Annotated in this window: 17 protein-coding genes and 1 tRNA gene; 7 read left to right on the top strand and 11 right to left on the bottom strand. The window is 59.6% G+C overall.

Annotation, left to right across the window (positions count from 1 at the left end):
* Positions 1-82: 82 nt before the first annotated feature.
* Positions 83-2,029 carry a DUF2207 family protein gene (locus tag ABHT90_RS05820; RefSeq protein WP_346981922.1) on the bottom strand — a complete coding sequence of 649 codons (1,947 nt, stop codon included), beginning with the start codon at positions 2,027-2,029 and terminating at the stop codon, positions 83-85.
* 507 nt (positions 2,030-2,536) lie between these two features.
* Here ABHT90_RS05820 and gluQRS point away from each other — a divergent pair.
* Positions 2,537-3,547 (top strand): tRNA glutamyl-Q(34) synthetase GluQRS, encoded by a 1,011-nt coding sequence (gene gluQRS / locus ABHT90_RS05815; protein WP_346981921.1) that lies wholly within the window; start codon positions 2,537-2,539, stop codon positions 3,545-3,547.
* Between the two features lie 15 nt (positions 3,548-3,562).
* Here the strand turns inward: gluQRS and ABHT90_RS05810 are convergent, their stop codons facing one another.
* The 3 genes from ABHT90_RS05810 to ABHT90_RS05800 form a co-directional block, all read right to left on the bottom strand.
* A complete protein-coding gene (locus ABHT90_RS05810) occupies positions 3,563-4,288 on the bottom strand; it encodes a metallophosphoesterase family protein (protein ID WP_346981920.1) in 726 nt (241 codons plus the stop codon).
* A gap of 85 nt (positions 4,289-4,373) precedes the next feature.
* On the bottom strand, positions 4,374-4,613 hold the full coding sequence (locus tag ABHT90_RS05805) for a hypothetical protein (RefSeq protein WP_346981919.1): 240 nt from the start codon (positions 4,611-4,613) through the stop codon (positions 4,374-4,376).
* A 286-nt stretch (positions 4,614-4,899) separates the two neighbouring features.
* Positions 4,900-6,195 carry an ATP-binding protein gene (locus ABHT90_RS05800; protein WP_346981918.1) on the bottom strand — a complete coding sequence of 432 codons (1,296 nt, stop codon included), beginning with the start codon at positions 6,193-6,195 and terminating at the stop codon, positions 4,900-4,902.
* A 382-nt stretch (positions 6,196-6,577) separates the two neighbouring features.
* Here ABHT90_RS05800 and ABHT90_RS05795 point away from each other — a divergent pair, with 382 nt between their 5' ends.
* Positions 6,578-9,454 carry a DEAD/DEAH box helicase gene (locus tag ABHT90_RS05795; RefSeq protein WP_346981917.1) on the top strand — a complete coding sequence of 959 codons (2,877 nt, stop codon included), beginning with the start codon at positions 6,578-6,580 and terminating at the stop codon, positions 9,452-9,454.
* 39 nt (positions 9,455-9,493) lie between these two features.
* Here ABHT90_RS05795 and ABHT90_RS05790 read toward each other — a convergent pair whose 3' ends face one another.
* Positions 9,494-9,898, bottom strand: coding sequence for a (deoxy)nucleoside triphosphate pyrophosphohydrolase (locus tag ABHT90_RS05790; protein WP_346981916.1), 405 nt, complete (start codon positions 9,896-9,898; stop codon positions 9,494-9,496).
* Between the two features lie 333 nt (positions 9,899-10,231).
* Here ABHT90_RS05790 and ABHT90_RS05785 point away from each other — a divergent pair, with 333 nt between their 5' ends.
* Genes ABHT90_RS05785 through ABHT90_RS05775 form a run of 3 tightly spaced genes read left to right on the top strand, consistent with a single transcriptional unit; the run spans position 10,232 to position 12,857 of the window.
* Positions 10,232-10,774: a UBA domain-containing protein gene (locus ABHT90_RS05785; protein ID WP_117847868.1), complete on the top strand. Its 543-nt coding sequence runs from the start codon at positions 10,232-10,234 to the stop codon at positions 10,772-10,774.
* 18 nt (positions 10,775-10,792) lie between these two features.
* A complete protein-coding gene (locus ABHT90_RS05780; RefSeq protein ID WP_346981915.1) occupies positions 10,793-11,578 on the top strand; it encodes a response regulator transcription factor in 786 nt (261 codons plus the stop codon).
* Positions 11,562-12,857 (top strand): sensor histidine kinase, encoded by a 1,296-nt coding sequence (locus ABHT90_RS05775; protein WP_346981914.1) that lies wholly within the window; start codon positions 11,562-11,564, stop codon positions 12,855-12,857. Before ABHT90_RS05780 ends, ABHT90_RS05775 begins: the two co-directional genes overlap by 17 nt.
* A gap of 75 nt (positions 12,858-12,932) precedes the next feature.
* On the opposite strand, the gene ABHT90_RS05770 is transcribed toward ABHT90_RS05775, so the two are convergent.
* Entirely contained in the window at positions 12,933-13,307 is a 375-nt protein-coding gene (locus ABHT90_RS05770; protein ID WP_055310391.1) for a VOC family protein, read from the bottom strand.
* An 11-nt stretch (positions 13,308-13,318) separates the two neighbouring features.
* Positions 13,319-13,606, bottom strand: coding sequence for a PTS sugar transporter subunit IIB (locus ABHT90_RS05765; protein WP_006235903.1), 288 nt, complete (start codon positions 13,604-13,606; stop codon positions 13,319-13,321).
* Positions 13,607-13,769: 163 nt separating this feature from the next.
* Between ABHT90_RS05765 and ABHT90_RS05760 the strand changes: the two genes are divergently transcribed.
* Both ABHT90_RS05760 and ABHT90_RS05755 read left to right on the top strand, forming a co-directional pair.
* A complete protein-coding gene (locus ABHT90_RS05760; RefSeq protein WP_006235902.1) occupies positions 13,770-14,393 on the top strand; it encodes a hypothetical protein in 624 nt (207 codons plus the stop codon).
* Between the two features lie 31 nt (positions 14,394-14,424).
* Positions 14,425-14,509, top strand: a tRNA-Leu gene (locus ABHT90_RS05755).
* A gap of 85 nt (positions 14,510-14,594) precedes the next feature.
* Here ABHT90_RS05755 and ABHT90_RS05750 read toward each other — a convergent pair.
* From ABHT90_RS05750 to mazG, 4 genes are all read right to left on the bottom strand, one after another.
* On the bottom strand, positions 14,595-15,596 hold the full coding sequence (locus ABHT90_RS05750) for a Ppx/GppA phosphatase family protein (protein WP_346981913.1): 1,002 nt from the start codon (positions 15,594-15,596) through the stop codon (positions 14,595-14,597).
* A 20-nt stretch (positions 15,597-15,616) separates the two neighbouring features.
* Positions 15,617-16,378: an FtsB family cell division protein gene (locus ABHT90_RS05745; RefSeq protein ID WP_346981912.1), complete on the bottom strand. Its 762-nt coding sequence runs from the start codon at positions 16,376-16,378 to the stop codon at positions 15,617-15,619.
* A 195-nt stretch (positions 16,379-16,573) separates the two neighbouring features.
* The gene (gene eno, locus ABHT90_RS05740; RefSeq protein WP_346981911.1) at positions 16,574-17,863 is read right to left on the bottom strand and encodes a phosphopyruvate hydratase; all 1,290 of its coding nucleotides are present in this window, start codon (positions 17,861-17,863) and stop codon (positions 16,574-16,576) included.
* 188 nt (positions 17,864-18,051) lie between these two features.
* Positions 18,052-18,912, bottom strand: coding sequence for a nucleoside triphosphate pyrophosphohydrolase (mazG, locus tag ABHT90_RS05735; protein WP_346981910.1), 861 nt, complete (start codon positions 18,910-18,912; stop codon positions 18,052-18,054).
* Positions 18,913-18,914 lie beyond the last annotated feature (2 nt).

The raw sequence follows: 18,914 nt of genomic DNA, 5'->3' as shown, positions 1-18,914 counted from the left end.
CAGTCTTCGTAGGTAGCGCATAAAAAGGGATGGGCTTCCCCCGACGGCTGTCGAGAAAAGCCCATCCCATAATTTACGACCGTTAGAACGTTCCGCCGCCGCCTCCGCCGACGCCGCCACCGCCGCCACCGGAAAAGCCGCCGCCGCTGCCGGCGCTCGAGCTATCGGAACTCGAAGCCAGCTCGCGGATGGTCTCGTGATACACATCGTTGAACGAATCGAGCGGAGACTCGTTGCCGTAGTGATGGTAATACCACCAGTAGCAGGGGTAGTTGTCGTAGAAATCGTCGCTGTTGCGCAGATCCGCAGGCACGGCCTCGGCCAGCTGTCGCAGCACTTCTTTCGAAACGCCCAGGGCAACGCCCATCACCAGCAGCTTGTTCCACAAGATCAGATCGCTGGGGACGGCCTCCTTCAGGCGCGTAAAATCCTCGAGCCAATGCTTGAGCGCCTTGCAGCGAGCCGCCACCTCGGCGCCCTCCGACGTGTAACGGCGGAAGGTGCAGCTCAGGACAAAGCCCACAATCGTGACGGGGATCGAGATCATAGCGGCACCGACGTTGGCGTCCGCAAAGTCGGTATAGAACAGAGAGCCCAAAATGCCAAAGACAATGATGATGCCGAGAACCAAGCCGGCAACCAGGGCGACGGTGCCGTCCGAGGCGATAAGCTCGCGCGCCTCCAGCTTGCCCTTAACCGTGCTCTGATAGTCCTCGAGCTTGTCGCCAACAGATGTGGTGCGCTCGCTAGCGTATTCCTCCAGCTCGCTAAACGTGCGCGAACGGACTCCGTCCTTATCGGGCTTAACGCCAGCGAAGAAGACCTTGAGTACGTCGCGGTCGATGCCGTCCTTCTTGGCAGCCTTCCAGGCCTCGTCGGTCACTGTGATGCGATACGTCTGCTCCTCTTTTTCGCGACGGAGCAGACCCTTCTTCTTGGTCTCGGTCGCTTCTTCCAGCTTGATCACGCGGTCGTCGGTCAGCTTCATCAGCGTGGCGATATATGCCTGATCGGGCACGTCGTTCCAGCTCATAAGAGTTGCAAGCACCGCGGGATGATCGGCGGAGGGCACATCGCGGAAGTACTCGTCCTGGAAGAGCGGCTTGGGCTTGGGCCTGCGCAGCTTGAGCATCACGATTACACCGGTATAGGCAACCGCCACAACAACACACATCACGGCAATCGCGCCGGCAACCGCACGCGCGTGCTCACGGCGGGCGTTAGCTTCGTCGGCCCATTCCTTCTCTTCGCTCAGGATCGTTGACATGCGCTCTTCGCCCGAGGCGGCAAGCTGCGGCACCCAGTCGCTGGGGAAGGCGATGCGTGCCTCGGCGAATTCGCCCTGATGCACGCAGGGAATGGTATAGGTGACCATGGGCTCGTCCTCATCGAGCGACACGTCGCCCGTCAACGGGCCGTGGCCCCATGCGCGGAAGTTATCGCCCTTGACGGCCGCCGTCCCGGCAGCGGCATTTGCGAAGTACACTTCCATCTCGACGTCATCGGAATCCGCAGACCAGCCGTCACCCACGAACTTCCAGTAGAGCTCGGCGGTATCGGCCCAGTTCATGACTGCACCGGTCATGGTATAGCTCACGTAATAGGTCGCGCTGTCGCCGCTCTCGTGAGGGCTGAATACCTTAATCTTTACGCCGTCGCCAGTCCGCTCGACCGTGTAGACGTCAGAGTCACCCTTGTTCGCGCTATCGACTTTGTTAAACGCGGTGTCCTCTTCCTCGACACTCAGCACGTCGACGCCCGCCGAGCCACCCTGCTGGTTGGTGCCCGCATTAATCTCCCAAAACACGCCGTTGATGTCGTCATCGAAATCAAACTGGCGCCCCTCGACAACGGTCAGCGATCCGTCGGCCTCGACCGTGGCGCCGATATAGGTTTGGATCATGGAGTAGCCGTCAGCGTGCGCGGCGACAGGCAGCAGCAACAACGCAAGCGCAACGAGCGCGCAGGCAGAAACGAATCGCGCAAACAAGCGGCGCTGCCGGCAGGCATTGGCAACGGGGGCGTTCATAGGCACATCCTTTGTCTGTAAAACCAACATCGCCATTGTCCCACGTTTGCGGGCACACATGACGAATATCTGGGCCAACGGAACGTCAAATGGGACAAAAGTCCCACCCGAGTCTGGCACTTAGGGACGTTCCTTATCTGCCGGCAGTTTGGGACAGTCCTTGGCATGTCCTGCGCCAACGATAGATACCACTTCACAGCTCCGTCACAGGTGTAGCGGCTTTGTGTGGGCGCGGCATACGCTGATTGAGCCGCCAGCCGAGGGGCATAAAGCAATTGAGCGAAAACGGTTTGCCCCTTTGCCGTTCGCTCGAGGATCATGTCCCCCTTTTCCGCGGAAACCCCGGCAGTTGCGAAGAGCTGCCGGGGTTTCTGTCGTCTAAGGTGCCGAGTTGATGGCAGGAATCAAAGCGCCGAGTCTGCGACCCGCCATGCGCAATGCGGAGCCTCGACAACTTGCGGACCACAGTGACGCCTCCTCGTCGCGCCCCGCGCTATACTCGTCCGCATGGATATCAACGCATGCAACATAGCAACGCCCGCCGCGGACGCGCCAACGACGCCGCCCGCCTCCGCTCCCGCGCCCGTCGTGGGGCGCTTTGCCCCGTCGCCATCGGGCCGCATGCACCTGGGCAACGTGTTCAGCTGCCTATGCGCGTGGCTTTCGGCCCGTAGCCAGGGCGGCAGCATTGTGTTGCGCATCGAGGACCTGGACGATCGCTGTAAGCGCCCGGAACTTGCCGCCCAGCTCATCGACGACCTAGCCTGGTTGGGGCTGGAGTGGGACGAAGGTCCCTACTACCAGCACGATCGCCTGGATCTGTACGAGGACGCCCTGCACCAGCTGCAGGACGCCGGCCTCACCTACCCCTGTTTTTGCACGCGCGCCGAGCTCCACACCGCAAGCGCGCCGCATGCCAGCGACGGCACGCCCATCTACCGTGGCGCCTGCAGAGGCCTTTCTGCCGAGGAGGTCGCCCGCCGCAGTGCCCTGCGCGCCCCGGCCACGCGCCTGCGCGTGCCCGCCGTCGACGACCTCGCAGACGATGTGGTCGAATTCGTGGACCGCACGTATGGTGCCCAATGCGAAGCGCTCGCCACCGAGTGCGGCGACTTTTTGGTGCGCCGCAGCGACGGCGTGTTTGCCTATCAGCTGGCCGTGGTGGTCGATGACGCCGCCATGGGTGTTACCGAGATCGTACGCGGATGCGACCTGCTTGGCTCCACGCCGCGCCAGATCTATCTGCAGCATCTGCTGGGACTTCCCACTCCGCACTACGCACATATTCCGCTGCTCATGTCACCGGACGGCCGCCGCCTTTCCAAGCGCGACCGCGATCTGGACCTGGGCGAGCTCCGCGCTCGCTTTGGCACATCCGAGGCACTGCTGGGCTGGCTCGCCGGGCAAACAGGCATCGCGCCGGACACCACGCCGCGCACCGCCGAGCAATTGGTCGAGCACTTTAGCTGGGATGTTATCCACGCGCACCGGAAAAACATCACCATAACGGCCGAGTAGCCAAACGTCTTGCCGCTACGCAACATCCCAGGGCTGGAGTTCATCACCCAAGCGAACGATACAGTCGTAGAGCACGGTGTGGCGCTCGGCCGGGTTGGCATCCCGATGAAAATGGCCGTAGTACCAGCGCTTGTAGTCCAAGCGATCTTCCAGCTCATCGAAAAACGCCGTAAGTCGATCAACGCCGGGGCAATCCCAGCCGGGCGCCGGATAGAGCGTGGGCGAAAGCATGTGCGTAGAGCAGGTGTGGGTGATTACGTAGTCGACCTTCCAGCCCACGCTGTCGAGCTTTGTCCGTGCCTCCTCAAAGTTGCGCTCGTCCGGCAGCTCCTGTGGCCACCAGCTGGAATACGGAATGCGGTATTCCTTGTCCACGCTCGTGGCACCGCCCATAGTAAAGATCGTTGAGTTGTCGAGCTCAAAAACCTCGCCACGCGTCAGGCGCCGTATGGGAGAGGTGTCCGACAGGCGCTGCGTCAGCCCACCGTGCCACAGCTCCATGGAACGCTCCGCCCAGTGATCGAAACGCTCGTGGTTGCCGTCGACGAACAGCACGGTATAGGGGCGCGACTCCAGCCAAGCGATATCGGCGCACTCCTCGGCAGAGAAATCCCACGGAAAGCCAAAGTCGCCCGCGACAATCAGATAGTCGTCGCCCGTCAGACTATCCCCAAGCTCCCAGTCGCGCAGCTTTTGCATGTCGACGCCGCCGTGAATATCGCCCGTCACATAGACCGTCATCGGATTACCACTTCCCTGCAAGTCGCTAGCCCACATTCTGCACGATCACTAAGCTAACCGTTCCAGCCCTCCCATCCTTTGGGGCCTACCCCTCGTTCTTCCATCCAAACGGGTCAAGCACCAAAAAAACCAGATCGAGCACGCCGCCGGTCATCATGGCGCCGGCAAGGGCCATGCAAATGTGTAGAAAGACGGCACTTCGGAGCACGTCGAATGGCCCCAGAACAGCCAGCAGCGCGACCGCTGCGCCGGCAAGGCACAACGCGAGGCACGGCCCCGCGTCCTTGACGCACTTCTTTGCAAGGTGCTTGGTGTTGTCACTCATCAATATCGAACTCCTTAGAGGGCCGTTGCTTTGATTCACGCCGCCGTGACAGACCAAGACGGCAAATTAAGTCTCCCACGCCACGCGGACACAGCTGAAAGCCCTCGCGCAAAAAACAGCGCGCCGCAGGATTCGTATCACCTGCGGCGCGCCGAAAATGATCCGCTTTCCTCCGTCCCCAACGGATCAGCTGAGTTGGTGCCGCTTGACGGAGAGGAAGGAGCCGGCGGTATCACGAGCTGCGGCAATGTCGCTAGGCATAGGAAACAGACGCGCTTCAAACGCCCTAAGCCCCAAGCCTACCCATTAAGAAATCGACTGCAGAAACGATTTTGATACCGTCGATGTCGGTCGGATGGCTCCCCTGACGAACGACAATGATCTTCTCGTAACCGCCGGTAATCTTCTCGAGCGATCTGAGCTCAAATGGACGCAGCTCGCGCTTACGCGTCGCCTCCTCGTCAATCGACTCTGTAACCTGAATAAACTTACGATCCGAGCCGTCGCCGATTGCAACGAAGTCGATTTCGGCATCTCGAAGATGACCCGTGAAGACTTGATATCCGTCATAGACAAGGCGATTGTAAACGGCATTTTTGAGAACACGCCCACTGTCGCTGCCGCGATACCCATCCAAGAAAGCTCGAAGCCCCAGATCCTCAATGTAGAACTTGCCACCGGTCTTCAAAATGTCCCGACCCTTAATATCAAATCGGCGCGCATGCGAAAAGATATAGGTCTCCTCAAGGGCGGACACACAAGTGTCCACGACGCCATGCGAGGATTTCAGCCCGTTCTCCGCCAGCGTGCCAACAATCTTGTTAATTGATGTCGGGTTTGAAATGTTATCGGCCAAGTAGGAAGTGACGCGGTCGAGCACACTCCTGCTCGTCACCGACCGTCTACCCCGACGCGCCTCGCGAGCCAAAATGTCGCGCCCGACGATTGTTTGGTACGTGCTCCAAATATAGTCCTTCATTTCCTGCTCCGGCAGTTTTGAAGCAGCGAGAAACGGCAGGCCTCCAAACACAAGATAACGGTCGAGAAGATCGTCGAGCGCAACAATGTCCTCCCGACCAAAAACAGCGAGCCTATTCGTGACGTCAGTCGGACCAAGAAAGTCGACATATTCCGAAAAAGTGAGCGGATGCATCCGAATCTCGACATACCTGCCCGAGATTAAGGTCGCAATCTCAGACGACAGGAGAAAAGCATTCGAACCCGTAACATATATATCGCAGTCCCGGTCGACACGAAGTGCGTTAATCGCCTTCTCCCATCCGGCAACCTCCTGGAGCTCGTCGAAGAAGAGATAGCACCTTTTACCCGCAGGCATTTGGCCGTCGACGTGGCGGTAGAGTTCTCGCCAATCACGCACGCCCTCCAGCTCAAACGACTCCATCTTAAAGGTCAAAAGACACTCGGACGGAACGCCGTTATCCTCCAGATGTTTGCGCATCATGTCCAGAAGCGTCGATTTGCCACAACGGCGCATACCCGTTACGACCTTGATGACATCCGCATCACGAAAGGCAATCAATTTCTCGAGATATCGATCTCTAGGGACCATCCGTTTATCCATCGCCCGCCCCAATCTGCAAGTTTTTCTCACAGCATGACAAGAACTTGCGAATTCTGCAAGTTTTTCTCACGTAGCGACAAGAACCTGCATATCCGTCCGTGGCCATTTACAGTCGGATTCCGGCGAGGCTATGACAAGCAGCTTGCCACATGGCCGACACGGAACCATGGCATGCGCGGAATCTTGGGGGCAGGACTTCTCCCAGCAGCCTATAAGACGAAAACACATACATATAGATAGAGAAAGGCCCAGCAAGACACGGCACCAAGGCCGCAGCCACAAACTTGAGTAGCCGATAGTCTAATAATCACATACGCTCAAAACACGAACGATCGATCTGTTATCCTGGCGCCAACATAGTCTTTCGAAAGGTTTGGCCGGGATGACTACGCAGCAGCAGATTGATATTGAATTCGACTCGCTTGCACGCGAGAACGATTCACCCAAGCTCATCGCCAACTCGAAGGCGACAGGCGGAACACTACTATCCGTTATGAAGGAGCAGCTCTCAACCTGCAGCTCTTTTGACTTTTGCGTAGCTTTTGTTGCAGACGGCGGCCTTCAAATCCTGGTCGAGGCGTTCCAGGAGCTCAAGCAGCGTGGCATTAAGGGCAGGCTGCTCACGTCCACCTATCTCAACTTCAACTCACCCGATGCCTTTCGCAAGCTCCTGGAATACGACAACATGGAAGTTCGCGTATTCCAGGGTAATCTGCATGCCAAGGGATACATTTTTGATAAGGGCGAAACCAGCACGGTCATCGTCGGCAGCTCGAACATGACGCAGACCGCCCTCACCTGTAATAAAGAATGGAACGTGCTGTACCAGACTGTCGAGAACAGCCGCCTACTCGGCGAACTGAGGGGCGAATTCAATTCGTTGTGGAACGACACCTCAACCGTTTTGCTTTCCCAAGACTGGATTGAGAACTATGCCGCATATCGATCGGCACATCCCTCAAAGCCCAAATCGAAACCGACGTTCCAGGCAACTGTTAGCCCAACCACGAACGACCTCGAAGAAATCAAGCCCAATAAAATGCAGCAGCGCGCCCTTGAGGCGCTCGGCGTAATCCACCGCAAGGGCGAGACCCGTGCATTGCTGGTCTCGGCAACCGGCACTGGCAAGACCTTCCTTTCGGCATTCGACGTGCTCGCAACTAAACCCCGGCGCATCCTCTTTCTTGCGCACCGCCGACGCATTATAGACGCCTCCCGTGTAAGCTATGAACGGCTCTTAGGTAGTACCTATACGTTCGACACCTATCAAACTGGCAAGAATATAAGCAATGCCACCTGCGTGTTTGCCATGTGTTCTTCGGTCGCCAAACATCTGAGCGATTTCCGTCCCGATGAGTTCGACTACATCGTCATCGACGAGGCCCACCGCACGGGATCTCAGAGCTACCAATCCATCATGTCGCACTTTACGCCTCGGTTTTATCTTGGCATGACCGCTACGCCTAATCGCACCGACGGCTACGACGTCTTTGCCCTTTTCAATCACGTCATCGCGTTCCAGATCACGCTGCAGGACGCTTTGGCCGAAGAGATGGTAGCCCCCTTCCATTATTTTGGCATTCACGATCTGGAGATTGACGATGAGACGGTCGAAGATACCGCTCTGTTCGGGCGTTTGACGTCCGATGAACGCGTGCGTCACATCACCGAGAAGATCGAAGAATATAGCGTCGCCAAAAACGACCGCAGGGGCTTAATTTTCTGCAATCGAAACGCCGAGGCCGAAGAACTGTCGCGCAAATTCAACGTTCTCGGATATCGAACGGCTGCGATTAGCGGTCAAGATTCCGATGAAGTCCGCGATGCCGCGATCAGCCAACTTGAAGCCGGCGAGCTCGAGTACATTTTCTCGGTCGATATCATGAACGAGGGCGTCGACATCCCCTCGCTCAATCAGATCATCATGCTTCGACGCACCGACTCCGCAATCATCTTTGTTCAGCAGCTCGGACGAGGTTTGCGCCTGAATGATGGCAAGGAATACGCACTGGTACTCGACTTTATTGGCAATTACCAGAGCAACTTCTTGGTGCCCATCGCGCTTTCGGGTGACAAGACGTACAACAAAGACCGTCTGCGTCGTCTCGTCCAAGAGAGCGATTCGGCGATCCCCGGATGCTCAACGGTAAGCTTCGATCGTATTTCCGAAGCTCGCATCTATAAGGCCATCGACGGCGGCGACTTTACCTCCGTCAGATTTTTGAAGAACGAATATCTCGACTTGCGTCAGAAACTCGGCAAGATTCCATCGCTGCTCGAATTTGATCGTAATGGCTCCATCGATCCGCTGCTTATCTTCAAGAACAGCGGCCTGGGGTCCTACCACGCATTTCTTTCCAAATACGAGCCGGGCTACACAGTCCATTTTTCCTCTGATCAAACCAAGATTCTCAAATTTATTTCTCAAAAGCTCGCCGCGGGCAAGCGATTTGAAGACCTCTATTTGCTTCAAACGCTCGTCGAAGCCGGACACGAGGGCTACCGGCATATGCGCGAGGCTGCGCTTAGGAACTACCGCGCACAGCTTAAGGACAGCGCCGTTAGGTCGGCAATCGCAGTCCTTAAGGGCGACTTTACCACTCCTAAGGATTTCGTTTCCCTGCTTATTGACGATGGAGCCGGACCTCGTCTGACCGAAGCGTTTGCGACCGCCCTGCGCAACGCAGAGTTCAAGCGTCAGATTCTCGAGGTGCTGGATTTTGGTATTGCGCGCAACCGACTCGACTATGCCGAGACGTACGAAAACACAAATTTCGTTCTCAACGCCAAGTACACGTACGAAGAGGTTTGCCGTTTGATGAACTGGGAAAAGAACATCAACGGCCAAAATCTTGGCGGCTACTTCTACGACGAGAAGACCAATACATTCCCCGTGTTTATTAACTATGACAAGGCACCCGACATTAGCGAGTCCATTCAGTATGAAGACCGCTTTGTTTCGCCGAGTAAGCTAGTTGCAATCTCCAAGAACAACCGCACGCTCAACTCCCCCGAAATTCAGCGACTGCAGACATGGCCAGGAAACGGCCTGAAGACGTATTTGTTTATGCGTAAGAACAAGGACGATAAGGGCGGTAGGGAGTTCTATTTCTTAGGCGAAATGCATCCGACCGGCGAGTTCGAAGCTATTAAAACTAAGAGCGGCGACAACGCCGTCGAAATCGAATATGAGCTCAATGCGCCCGTGCGTCAGGACATTTACGAGTTTATGCTCAGCGATCTTAGTGAAGCCGAGTAACAAAAAGGAGCGAGGCACCATGTGGCGCCCGCTCCTTTCTTACTTAAGTCCGTTAAGTCCGAGTTTCTTTTCGAGCTCCCTAACGACTTTAACGTCCGCCGGAAGCCAATCGACATCCCACAGGTTGTTGGTATCGAGCCACTTCATGTCCTCGTGAGCGTGCTCTTTGAACTCCCCCGAAAGGATGGTAGCTAGGTAGCACTGCATCGACAGGTGGAACGTCTCGTAATCGTGTTCGACCGTGCAAAGATAGTCGAGGTTACCGATCGTGACCTCGAGCTCTTCTTGAATCTCGCGCACGATTGCCTGCTCGCCGGTCTCGCCCGGCTCGAGCTTGCCGCCCGGAAACTCCCAGCCGTCTTTAAACTCGCCGTAGCCACGCTGGCAGCTCAGGATTTTCCCATCCTTCTGAATAATTGCCGCTGCAACATTGATTGATTTCATAACTAGTTATCACCTCTCCAGTTGGGCCCAACCAGTATAGGTGATCGACCGCCCGCCATGTCCCAGTCGCCTAAAAACCGCCCGCTCGACCAACCCTTGACACCGCTTTACTACCGGCACCACATCCCCCGCTATCGAGGTCTAATACTTTTCCCACCGCCACCCAAAAACTCATCCAACATTAATCTTGGCTCAAGAATCGCTTAATCTATAACCTGCACCATAGAGTTCGACCAAGGGCGGGGCGGCGCCGCGCAACGCAGGCCGCCGAACGCAACGCTCGCGCCCGGGCAGATCGCCTGACGTCGCGCCCATCGAACGAAAGGACAGGTCATGGACGACCTCGAAAAAGTTGAAACCATCCGCACCAAGTGCAACGTGAGCTACACCGATGCCAAGGCCGCGCTCGACGCCGCCGACGGCAACGTTCTGGACGCCATCATTTGGCTCGAGTCGCAGGGCAAGACGCAGACCACGTCGGCGCACGCCGCCACCGAGTCCGCGCCAGTCGATGAGCCCTCAGCCGAGATGGTCGCCGCGCAGGCCGCCTACGAGAAGTCGAGCGAAAAGACCGACTTCTCCAAGAAGATGGACAGCGTATGGGAGTACCTCAAAAAGCTCTTCCGCCTGAGCCTGGACACCAAGTTTATCGCCACGCGCCGCGATGCGATCATCCTCAACATCCCCATCCTGATCCCCATCATCGCCCTGTTTGCCTGGGGCGCTACGATTTGGCTGATGCTGATTGGCCTGTTCTTTGGCATGCGCTACCGCATCGACAGCGACGGCGACGTGCCCGGCAGCATCAACAACCTTATGAATCACGCCGCCGATGCCGCGGACGACATCAAGCAAAATCTGAACGACGACAAGTAATCGCAGACGGGGGCACGCATGGCACGGATCCTGATCGTAGAGGACGAGGAGAAAATCGCCCGCTTTGTGACGCTCGAGCTGGAGCACGAGGGCTACCAGGTGGAACACGCCGCCGACGGCCGCACCGCCGTGGACCTGGCGCTTGAGCGCGACTACGATCTGATTCTGCTCGATGTACTGCTGCCGCAGCTCAACGGCATGGAGGTGCTGCGGCGCGTCCGCAAGCACAAGGATGTGCCGGTGATTATGGTCACCGCGCGCGATGCCGTGATGGACAAGGTGTCCGGGCTTGACGCCGGTGCCGATGACTATCTGACCAAGCCGTTTGCGATCGAGGAGCTGTTCGCACGGATCCGCGTGGCGCTGAAGCGCTCGGAGGCCGTGCGGGCGGCTTCGGGCGTTGGCGGCGTCGGTGCCGGGGCGAACGTAGTGGGCGGCGCGGGCGCCGGTACCGTTGCGATGCCCCTGGCCGGCGGCTCGGCCCAGGCATCCGCCTCGCCCTCCCCCGCCGCGCTCGTCGTGGGCTCGGTCGCGCTCGATCCCGACCGCCGCGAAGTCACGGTCGGCGGCTCGCCCATTGCGCTCACGGCCCGCGAGTTCGATGTCCTCGCCCTGCTTATGGCGCATGCCGAGACCGTGCTCACGCGCGAACGCATCGCGCACGAAGCGCTGGGCTACGAATACATGGGCGACACCAACAACGTCGACGTACACATCGCGCACCTGCGCGCCAAGATCGAAGACGCCGGCGGTGCCCGCATCATCCAAACTGTGCGCGGGGTGGGCTATGTCTGTCGCGCGTAACGCCGAGACCAAGCGCGTCACCTCCATCGCCCGCGCCATCAACTGGAGCTACATGTGGCGCCGCTTGGTGAGCTACGTCTGGCTCGATCTGTTGCTGGTGGTGATTGCGGCGGCGATTCTCGTCTATGGATACAACCAGACGCTGCCCGACGGCGCGTTTACCGCGGGATGGATCCCCAGCGCCACCGTTCGCGGCATGTCGCTGACGCCCGCGCGCGGCTGGGACCTGACAACGCTCACCTATACCGTCGAGCTTGCGCGTACCACCAAGACCTTCCCCCTCGCGCAGGACCTCGCCGCGCTGTGGCCCCTCTATATCGTTGTTGTAGGTTGGCAGGTCATCAGCGTGCTCAACATGCTCGGCGGCGCCCGCCGCGTGCGCCGTACCATGGCACCACTCAACGACCTGGCCTTACGCGTGGACGAGCTCGGCCGTATGCAGCTCTCCGGCGGCAAGATGGAAACGCTGGAGCAGGCCATCGAGCGCGCAAGCGTCGACTCGCCGAGCGTCACCACCGGCGACGCCGACCTGGCGAGCATCGAGGTCGCGCTCAACCGCCTGCTGCGTCAGATGCAAGAGGCCAAGCTGCAGCAGATGCGCTTTGTCAACGACGCGAGTCACGAACTGCGCACGCCCATCGCGGTGATTCAGGGCTACGTAAACATGCTCGACCGCTGGGGCAAAGACGACCCAGACGTGCTGGCAGAGTCCATCGCTTCGCTCAAGGCCGAAAGCGAGCATATGCAGGAGCTCGTGGAGCAGCTGCTGTTTTTGGCGCGCGGCGATGCCGGCCGCACCGTGCTACGGCGCGCGAACACTAACCTGGCGGCACTGGTCGGCGAGGTATGCGAGGAATCGCAGATGATCGATGCCGGGCACACATATCGGCTGGCGTACGACACCGCGCTTGTCAGCGACCCGCGCTGCGACGCGCCCGTCGACGTGGCACTCGTAAAGCAGGCTCTGCGCGTGATCGTGCAAAACGCCGCCAAGTACTCGGGTGCGGGAACGACCGTCACATTTGACATAACACCCGATGCGGGCATGGGCACGATCGACATAAGTGTTGAGGACGAGGGTATCGGCATGAACCAGGAATCCGCAGCTCACGCGTTCGAGCGGTTCTACCGTGCCGGCAACGCGCGCGATGTCGGTGCACAGGGTTCGGGCCTGGGGCTTGCCATTGCCAAGTGGATCGTCGATAGCCATGGCGGCGTCATTGGCGTGACCTCAGTCGAGGGCGTCGGCAGCCGCTTTACGATTCGCCTGCCGCGGTAGGAAGCCCCTCGGCATAAATAAAGGGATAGGGCCACGCGGCCCTATCCCTTTTTGCCAGCTATGGCAGCTTGTGCGCTACTCGCGGCACAGGTGCACGGCGAAACCGGCGAACTCGCGCTTAAAGTACACGAGCTTGGTACCACCGTCGGGCAGCAGCGCGCGCGACTCTTCGTTGACCTCGAGCCCGCGCTCGGCAAACCACTTCTCAGCTGCATCGATGTCGTTAACGGCAAAGCCGATGTGGCCCTTGGTGCCACGACCGTTCTGCTTCATGATCTCGACCAGCGAATCGTTGAAGTACGAAACCGGGGTCTCGATGACGGGCAGGCCCATCATCGTCGAGAACAGCTCCGCGATCTCCAGGGCGTCTGCCGGGTCGGTGGCGTTAATGCCCACATGGGCAACGCGCATACCAAAGAGCTCTACCGGGTTGGCGTTCTGCTCACTCATGCAGTCAGCGCCTACTGAGCCATGACGTCGAGAACGGCCTTCTCGGCGGCAACGCGGTTCATGCCGGTCATGAAGGGCACGCCACTCACGTACGGGCAGGTGAGGCCCTCGGGGGCAACAGTGGTGGCGATCAGCAGGTCAGCGCCCTCGTCGCAGTAATCCTTGGCCTCGGAGATGGCGCACTGCACGATCTCGTACTTGTCGGCATAACCGTTGGCGTCGAGCAGGGTAGCGACCTTCTGGGCAACGAGCGTGGAAGTAGCAGCGCCAGCACCGCAAGCCAAAACGATCTTCTTCATAGGTAATGTCTCCCTTCATGGTTTACTTTAGGTAAGTGTACCGCAGCGAGCGATGGCACTCAGCCTCGATGAGCTTTTATGCTAGTTTGCTTGCGCGCTGCGTATAATACATCTAGTACGTGTTGTCATACCGCTCGCTTTATGAGCGACTAAGGACCCCAATATGCCCGATTCCCGCACCCTCTGGACCGCCGTCGTCATTATTTGCATCGCCGTGTCGGTATTCTTTAGCGTCAAAAAACGCACCACGTTTAAGCGCCTGCAGCAGCTTATGGCTGCCAAGCAGTGGGACGAGTTCGATCGTTTGCTCGACGGCAAACTCACCAGCATGCTGTACCCACGCTACAACCGCGACTACCTGCGCCTGAACTCCTATCTGCTGCGCGAGGACCACGAGCGTGCCAGCGAGATGTTCGACCTGCTGCTGGGGCTCAACCTCCCCAAGATGCAGCGCGTCGACCTGGTGATCAAAGCCTTTAACTACTATGTTGGCCAAGAGGACCGCAAAAAGTCCAAGGAGCTTCTTCACGAGATCAAGGGCTTTGAGGGCGGTCAGGCCGAAGCGGTCGCACACGAATGCCAGCTGATGTACGACACGATGATCCTCAAGCGCCACAACGACATTCCCGAGCTGGAGCGCATGCTCGAGGACGTCGGCGACGACCCGGTCAAGCGCTGCCGCTTGGAGTACCTGCTGGCCCTGCAGTATCAAAACAAGGGCGACGAGGCAAAGTTCCAAGAGTTCCTGGAGAAGTCGGGCCAACACTCGATGGCCGTCAACGCGTAACGGACGGCTTGTGCTAGACTTCAAGTCTCACGGGGGCGTGGCGGAATTGGCATACGCAGGGGACTTAAAATCCCTCGCCGCAAGGATTGTGGGTTCGAGTCCCACCGCCCCTACCACGTATTGTTTACGGGCCCGTGTCCCCCAGGGATGCGAGCCCGTTTCTTTTTCACGCCGGCGGGACTCTAAGTTGCGGTGGAATAGTTAGAGGGCGCTGAGGCTCGGGGTCCAGCCGATGGTGGGTAGCTCGCCGTCGAGGGTCTCGTTGATGGTGGTGGCCATGCCAGCGAGCAGGCTGTTCTCGCTTACGGTGAGCGTGTCGTAGCCGCCGGCTCGCATAAGCTCGCGAATCACCACGGCACCAGCCAAGATCACGCCCGCGCGTTTGGGCTGTACACCCGGTAGCGCGGCGATGCCTTCCGCGTCCAACACAGACATGCGCTCGATAGCGGCCGAGACCTGCTCCAGCGACAGCTCGCGTAGGTGCACAAAGCTCGAATCGTACGGTTCCAGCTCGTGGACCAGAGCCACCAGCGTAGTCACCGTGCCGCCCACCGCGACTAAGCGTTCGGCGCGCTCAAAGTCGACAGGCAGGCCCTCAAAATAGGCGGCGAACTGCTCGCCTGCCCACGCGGCAGCGGCAGCAAGCTCGCCATCCGCGGGCGGCAACGCGGAGAAAAAGCGCTCCGTCACGCGACGGCAACCGATGTCCAGCGAGCGCGTTCCCTCCAGCGCAAAGACGCTGCGCTCCGGAGCGTATACGCCCGTCGCGAGCTCCGTGGAGCCACCGCCCGAATCCGCGACGATGATGCGCTCGCCGGCAAAGTCGTGCGCCACGCCAAAAAATGTCAGGCGCGCCTCGACCTCGCCCGGAATTACCTGTGGTTTGAGCCCCAACTCGCGCAGGCCGTCCAGCAGCAGCGCGGCATTGGACGCATCGCGCGCGGCACTCGTGCACGTGGTGCAGATGCACGCGGCCCCAAAGGCACGCGCCTCATCCACAAACATACGACACGCATCGAGCACACGCTCAACGGCCGCCTCGCAAAAGCGGCCCGTCGCGTCCACGCCCTCGCCCAGGTCGGTAATCTCGGTATGCTTGGACGATTCCACGATCGCCCCGGCCTCGACCTGCGCCAACACCAGTCGCGACGACACCGTTCCCAGGTCGATCGCGGCTACCTTATAGCGTTTGCAATTTGTCATTGCGGGCTCCCCTCCGGGCGCTATTTGCCGTCGGACACGACCGTCTGGCCCTCGACGCCGTTAAACCCAAACAGCATGTCGAGCGCCTGGATGTACCACGGCGCGTCCTTGCCGACTTCTTCGATTTCCTTGGCAACTTCGCTGGCCTTCTTGGCGTTTGAGGACTTTTTGCTCGACGACGAGTCCGAATCGTCGTCCAAGCCTAGCACGTCAATCTTCTTCTCGCCGGGCATCACCAGGCCCAGGTCCTCGGACGCCGCGTCCTTGATACCCTCCTCCGAGAGCAGTTTGTCGACGCTTTTTCGCAGCTCATCATTGTATTGCTGGCGAATCTCAACCTGCTTGGCCAAGATATCGCTCGAGCGTTTTGCCACGTACAAGTCGCGCACGGGGAAATACAGGCTCACGAGCACCAGCGCCACGACAATGCCGATAAACAGCGGACGCAGAGAGCCATGCGTAAAGTCATAGATCGCCTTGACCACCGCGTTGTCGTTGGCGTAATGCATAAAGTCCGAGCCCGAAAGACGGCTCGAGGGTCTGCTCGATTTGTCGTGTGTCTGAGTCGAGGGACGCGATGCATGCGACGAACGTGCCGGGCGCACTGATCCATCTGCCAAAGTATTTGATTGGGCATTGGGGCGCGAGGTACTTGTCGGGCGCTGCGCGGGGCGGCCGACGCCGGCGTAGGCGGACCCACCGAGCTGCACCGTGCGCGCACGGTGAAGCGACGGCTCGCGCGAACCGGCGGAATAGTACCTGTTGTCGTAAATCTGATCCATGTGCGCCTTGTGCGGTTGAGGTTTGTTTGCGCTAAGTCCTTTAGTTATAGCACGAGCGCCCGCACCGCCTTCGCCAGCCTTTGCTCGACATAAAAAAGGCGCTGAGCCATATGGCCCAGCGCCCACAGCGCTTTGCGGCGTCCAGCCAAGGCGGGGCGGAACCGAGTCAGCCTCCTCCTCGCCAAATTCGCCCGTTTAGCGAATGTTGTAGAACGCGGCCTTGCCGGCGTAGCGCGCGCTGCCCTCGAGCTCGTCCTCGATGCGGATGAGCTGGTTGTACTTGGCGATACGGTCACTGCGGCACGGGGCGCCCGACTTGATCTGGCCGGCGTTGACGCCCACGACCAGGTCGGCGATCGTGGAGTCCTCGGTCTCGCCAGAACGGTGGCTCACAATGCAAGCGTAGCCGGCCTCCTTGGCGGTTTCGATGGCCTCCAGCGACTCGGTGAGCGTGCCGATCTGGTTGACCTTGACCAGGATCGCGTTGGCGGCACCCAGCTCGATGCCCTTCTTGAGGCGCTCGGTGTTGGTGACGAACAGGTCGTCGCCCACCAGCTGCACCTTGTTGCCAATGCGCTGGGTGAGCTCAACCCAACCGTCCCAGTCCTCCTCAGCCATGCCGTCCTCGATGGAGATGATGGGATAGGTGTCGACGAGCTTCTCCCAGTAATCAACCATCTGAGCACTCGTGTACTCCACGCCCTCACCCTTGAGCTCGTACATGCCGGTCTCGGCGTTGTAGAACTCGGTCGAGGCCGGGTCCATGGCGTACATGAAGTCGACGCCGGGCTTAAAGCCAGCCTTCTCGACGGCCTTGGTAATGTACTCGAACGGCTCGGCATTGGTCTTGAGGTTGGGCGCAAAGCCGCCCTCGTCGCCCACGCCGCCGCCCAGGCCGGCCTCGTGCAGCACGCCCTTGAGGGTGTGGTAGACCTCGGCACACCAACGCAGGCCCTCGGCAAAGCTCGGGGCGCCCACTGGCATGATCATGAACTCCTGGAAGTCGACGTTATTGTCGGCATGCACGCCGCCGTTTAGGATGTTCATCATGGGCGTGGGCAGCAGATGGGCGTTGACGCCGCCCAGGTACTGGTACAGCGAAAGACCCGCCGACTCGGCAGCGGCGCGGGCGACGGCCAGCGACACGCCCAGGATGGCGTTGGCACCGAGCTTGGTCTTGTTGGGGGTACCGTCCGCGGCAATCAGCGCGGCATCGACGGCGCGCTGGTCGAAGGCGTCGAGGCCCACGACGGCGTTGGCGCACTCGTTATTGACGTGCTCGACGGCCTGAGAGACGCCCTTGCCCAGGTAGCGGCCCTTGTCGCCATCGCGCAGTTCGCAGGCCTCAAAGGCGCCGGTCGAAGCACCCGAAGGCACCATTGCGCGGCCAAAGCTGCCGTCCTCGAGCACGACCTCGACCTCGACGGTGGGATTGCCGCGGCTGTCAAGCACCTCGCGACCGTAGACGTCCAAAATATCGCTCATGTTGTCTCCCTCTCACTTGGAAACGTAGTGGATGCAAGCGACCGGCTGACGTGCACCGTCGGTGCGTCTCCGTAAGTTAGCCATGTCGCACTTTTTGCATTATGCCCTAAGTTAGCCGAGAGATACACTTGATTTTCGAAAAATTTAGCGGGAACGATGAGGCGTGTCAGCCCGTCGTTCCCGCAGTCTTACTCCTCCGCCTTTGCGGCATCCCACAGGTCGTTGAGGCCGTGGGTCGAAAGCTCGGCAAGATCCACGTGAGCACCGGCCGCCATCTGCTCCATCGCAGCCCAGCGACGGCGGAACTTGGCCGTGCTCGCGCGCAGGGCGCTCTCGGCGTCAATCCCCTCTTTGCGCGCAACGTTGACTAGGGCAAAGAGCAGGTCGCCAAATTCCATCTCGCGCTCGGGCGAGCCGGGCGCCTCGGCCTCAAACTCGGCACGCTCCTCGGCGACCTCGTCCCACACATCCTGGACCGTCTCCCACTCAAAGCCCACGGCCGCCGCCTTGCGCGACACCTTCTGAGCTTGCATCAGCGCCGGCAGGTGCGTGGGCACGCCGTCGAGCAGGCCTTCGGGTGCAGCCTCGCCCGCCGCCACAGCCTTGTCCTTGGCAGCCTTCTCGGCAAGCTTGACCTCGTCCCAAATCTTGAGCACCTCGTCGGGGTTGTCGGCATCCGCATCGCCAAACACGTGCGGGTGGCGGCGAATGAGCTTGGCGTCGATATCGCGCGCCACGTCGGCCAGCGTAAACTCGCCGGCATCCGCCGCAATCTGCGCATGCAGCACTACCTGCATGAGTACGTCGCCTAGCTCCTCGCGAAGGTGTGCCGCGTCGTCGGTCTCGATGCAGTCGAGCGCCTCATAGGCCTCCTCGATCATGTTCTTACCAATGCTGCGGTGTGTCTGCTCGCGGTCCCACGGACAGCCGTCGGGCTGGCGTAGGCGCCAGATGGTCTGCACCAGATGCTGCAGCTCGGCCGATGCGTCGACCAGCGTGGACAGATCGCGCGAGCCCTCGGCATTTTGCTGAGCCATGTGCTGCGCCATGG

Origin of the sequence: Collinsella aerofaciens (assembly GCF_039758815.1) — a bacterium.
Lineage (GTDB): Bacteria > Actinomycetota > Coriobacteriia > Coriobacteriales > Coriobacteriaceae > Collinsella > Collinsella aerofaciens_BP.
The sequence above is the reverse complement of the archived record's forward strand: the minus strand, read 5'-3'. Positions and strand labels throughout refer to the sequence as shown.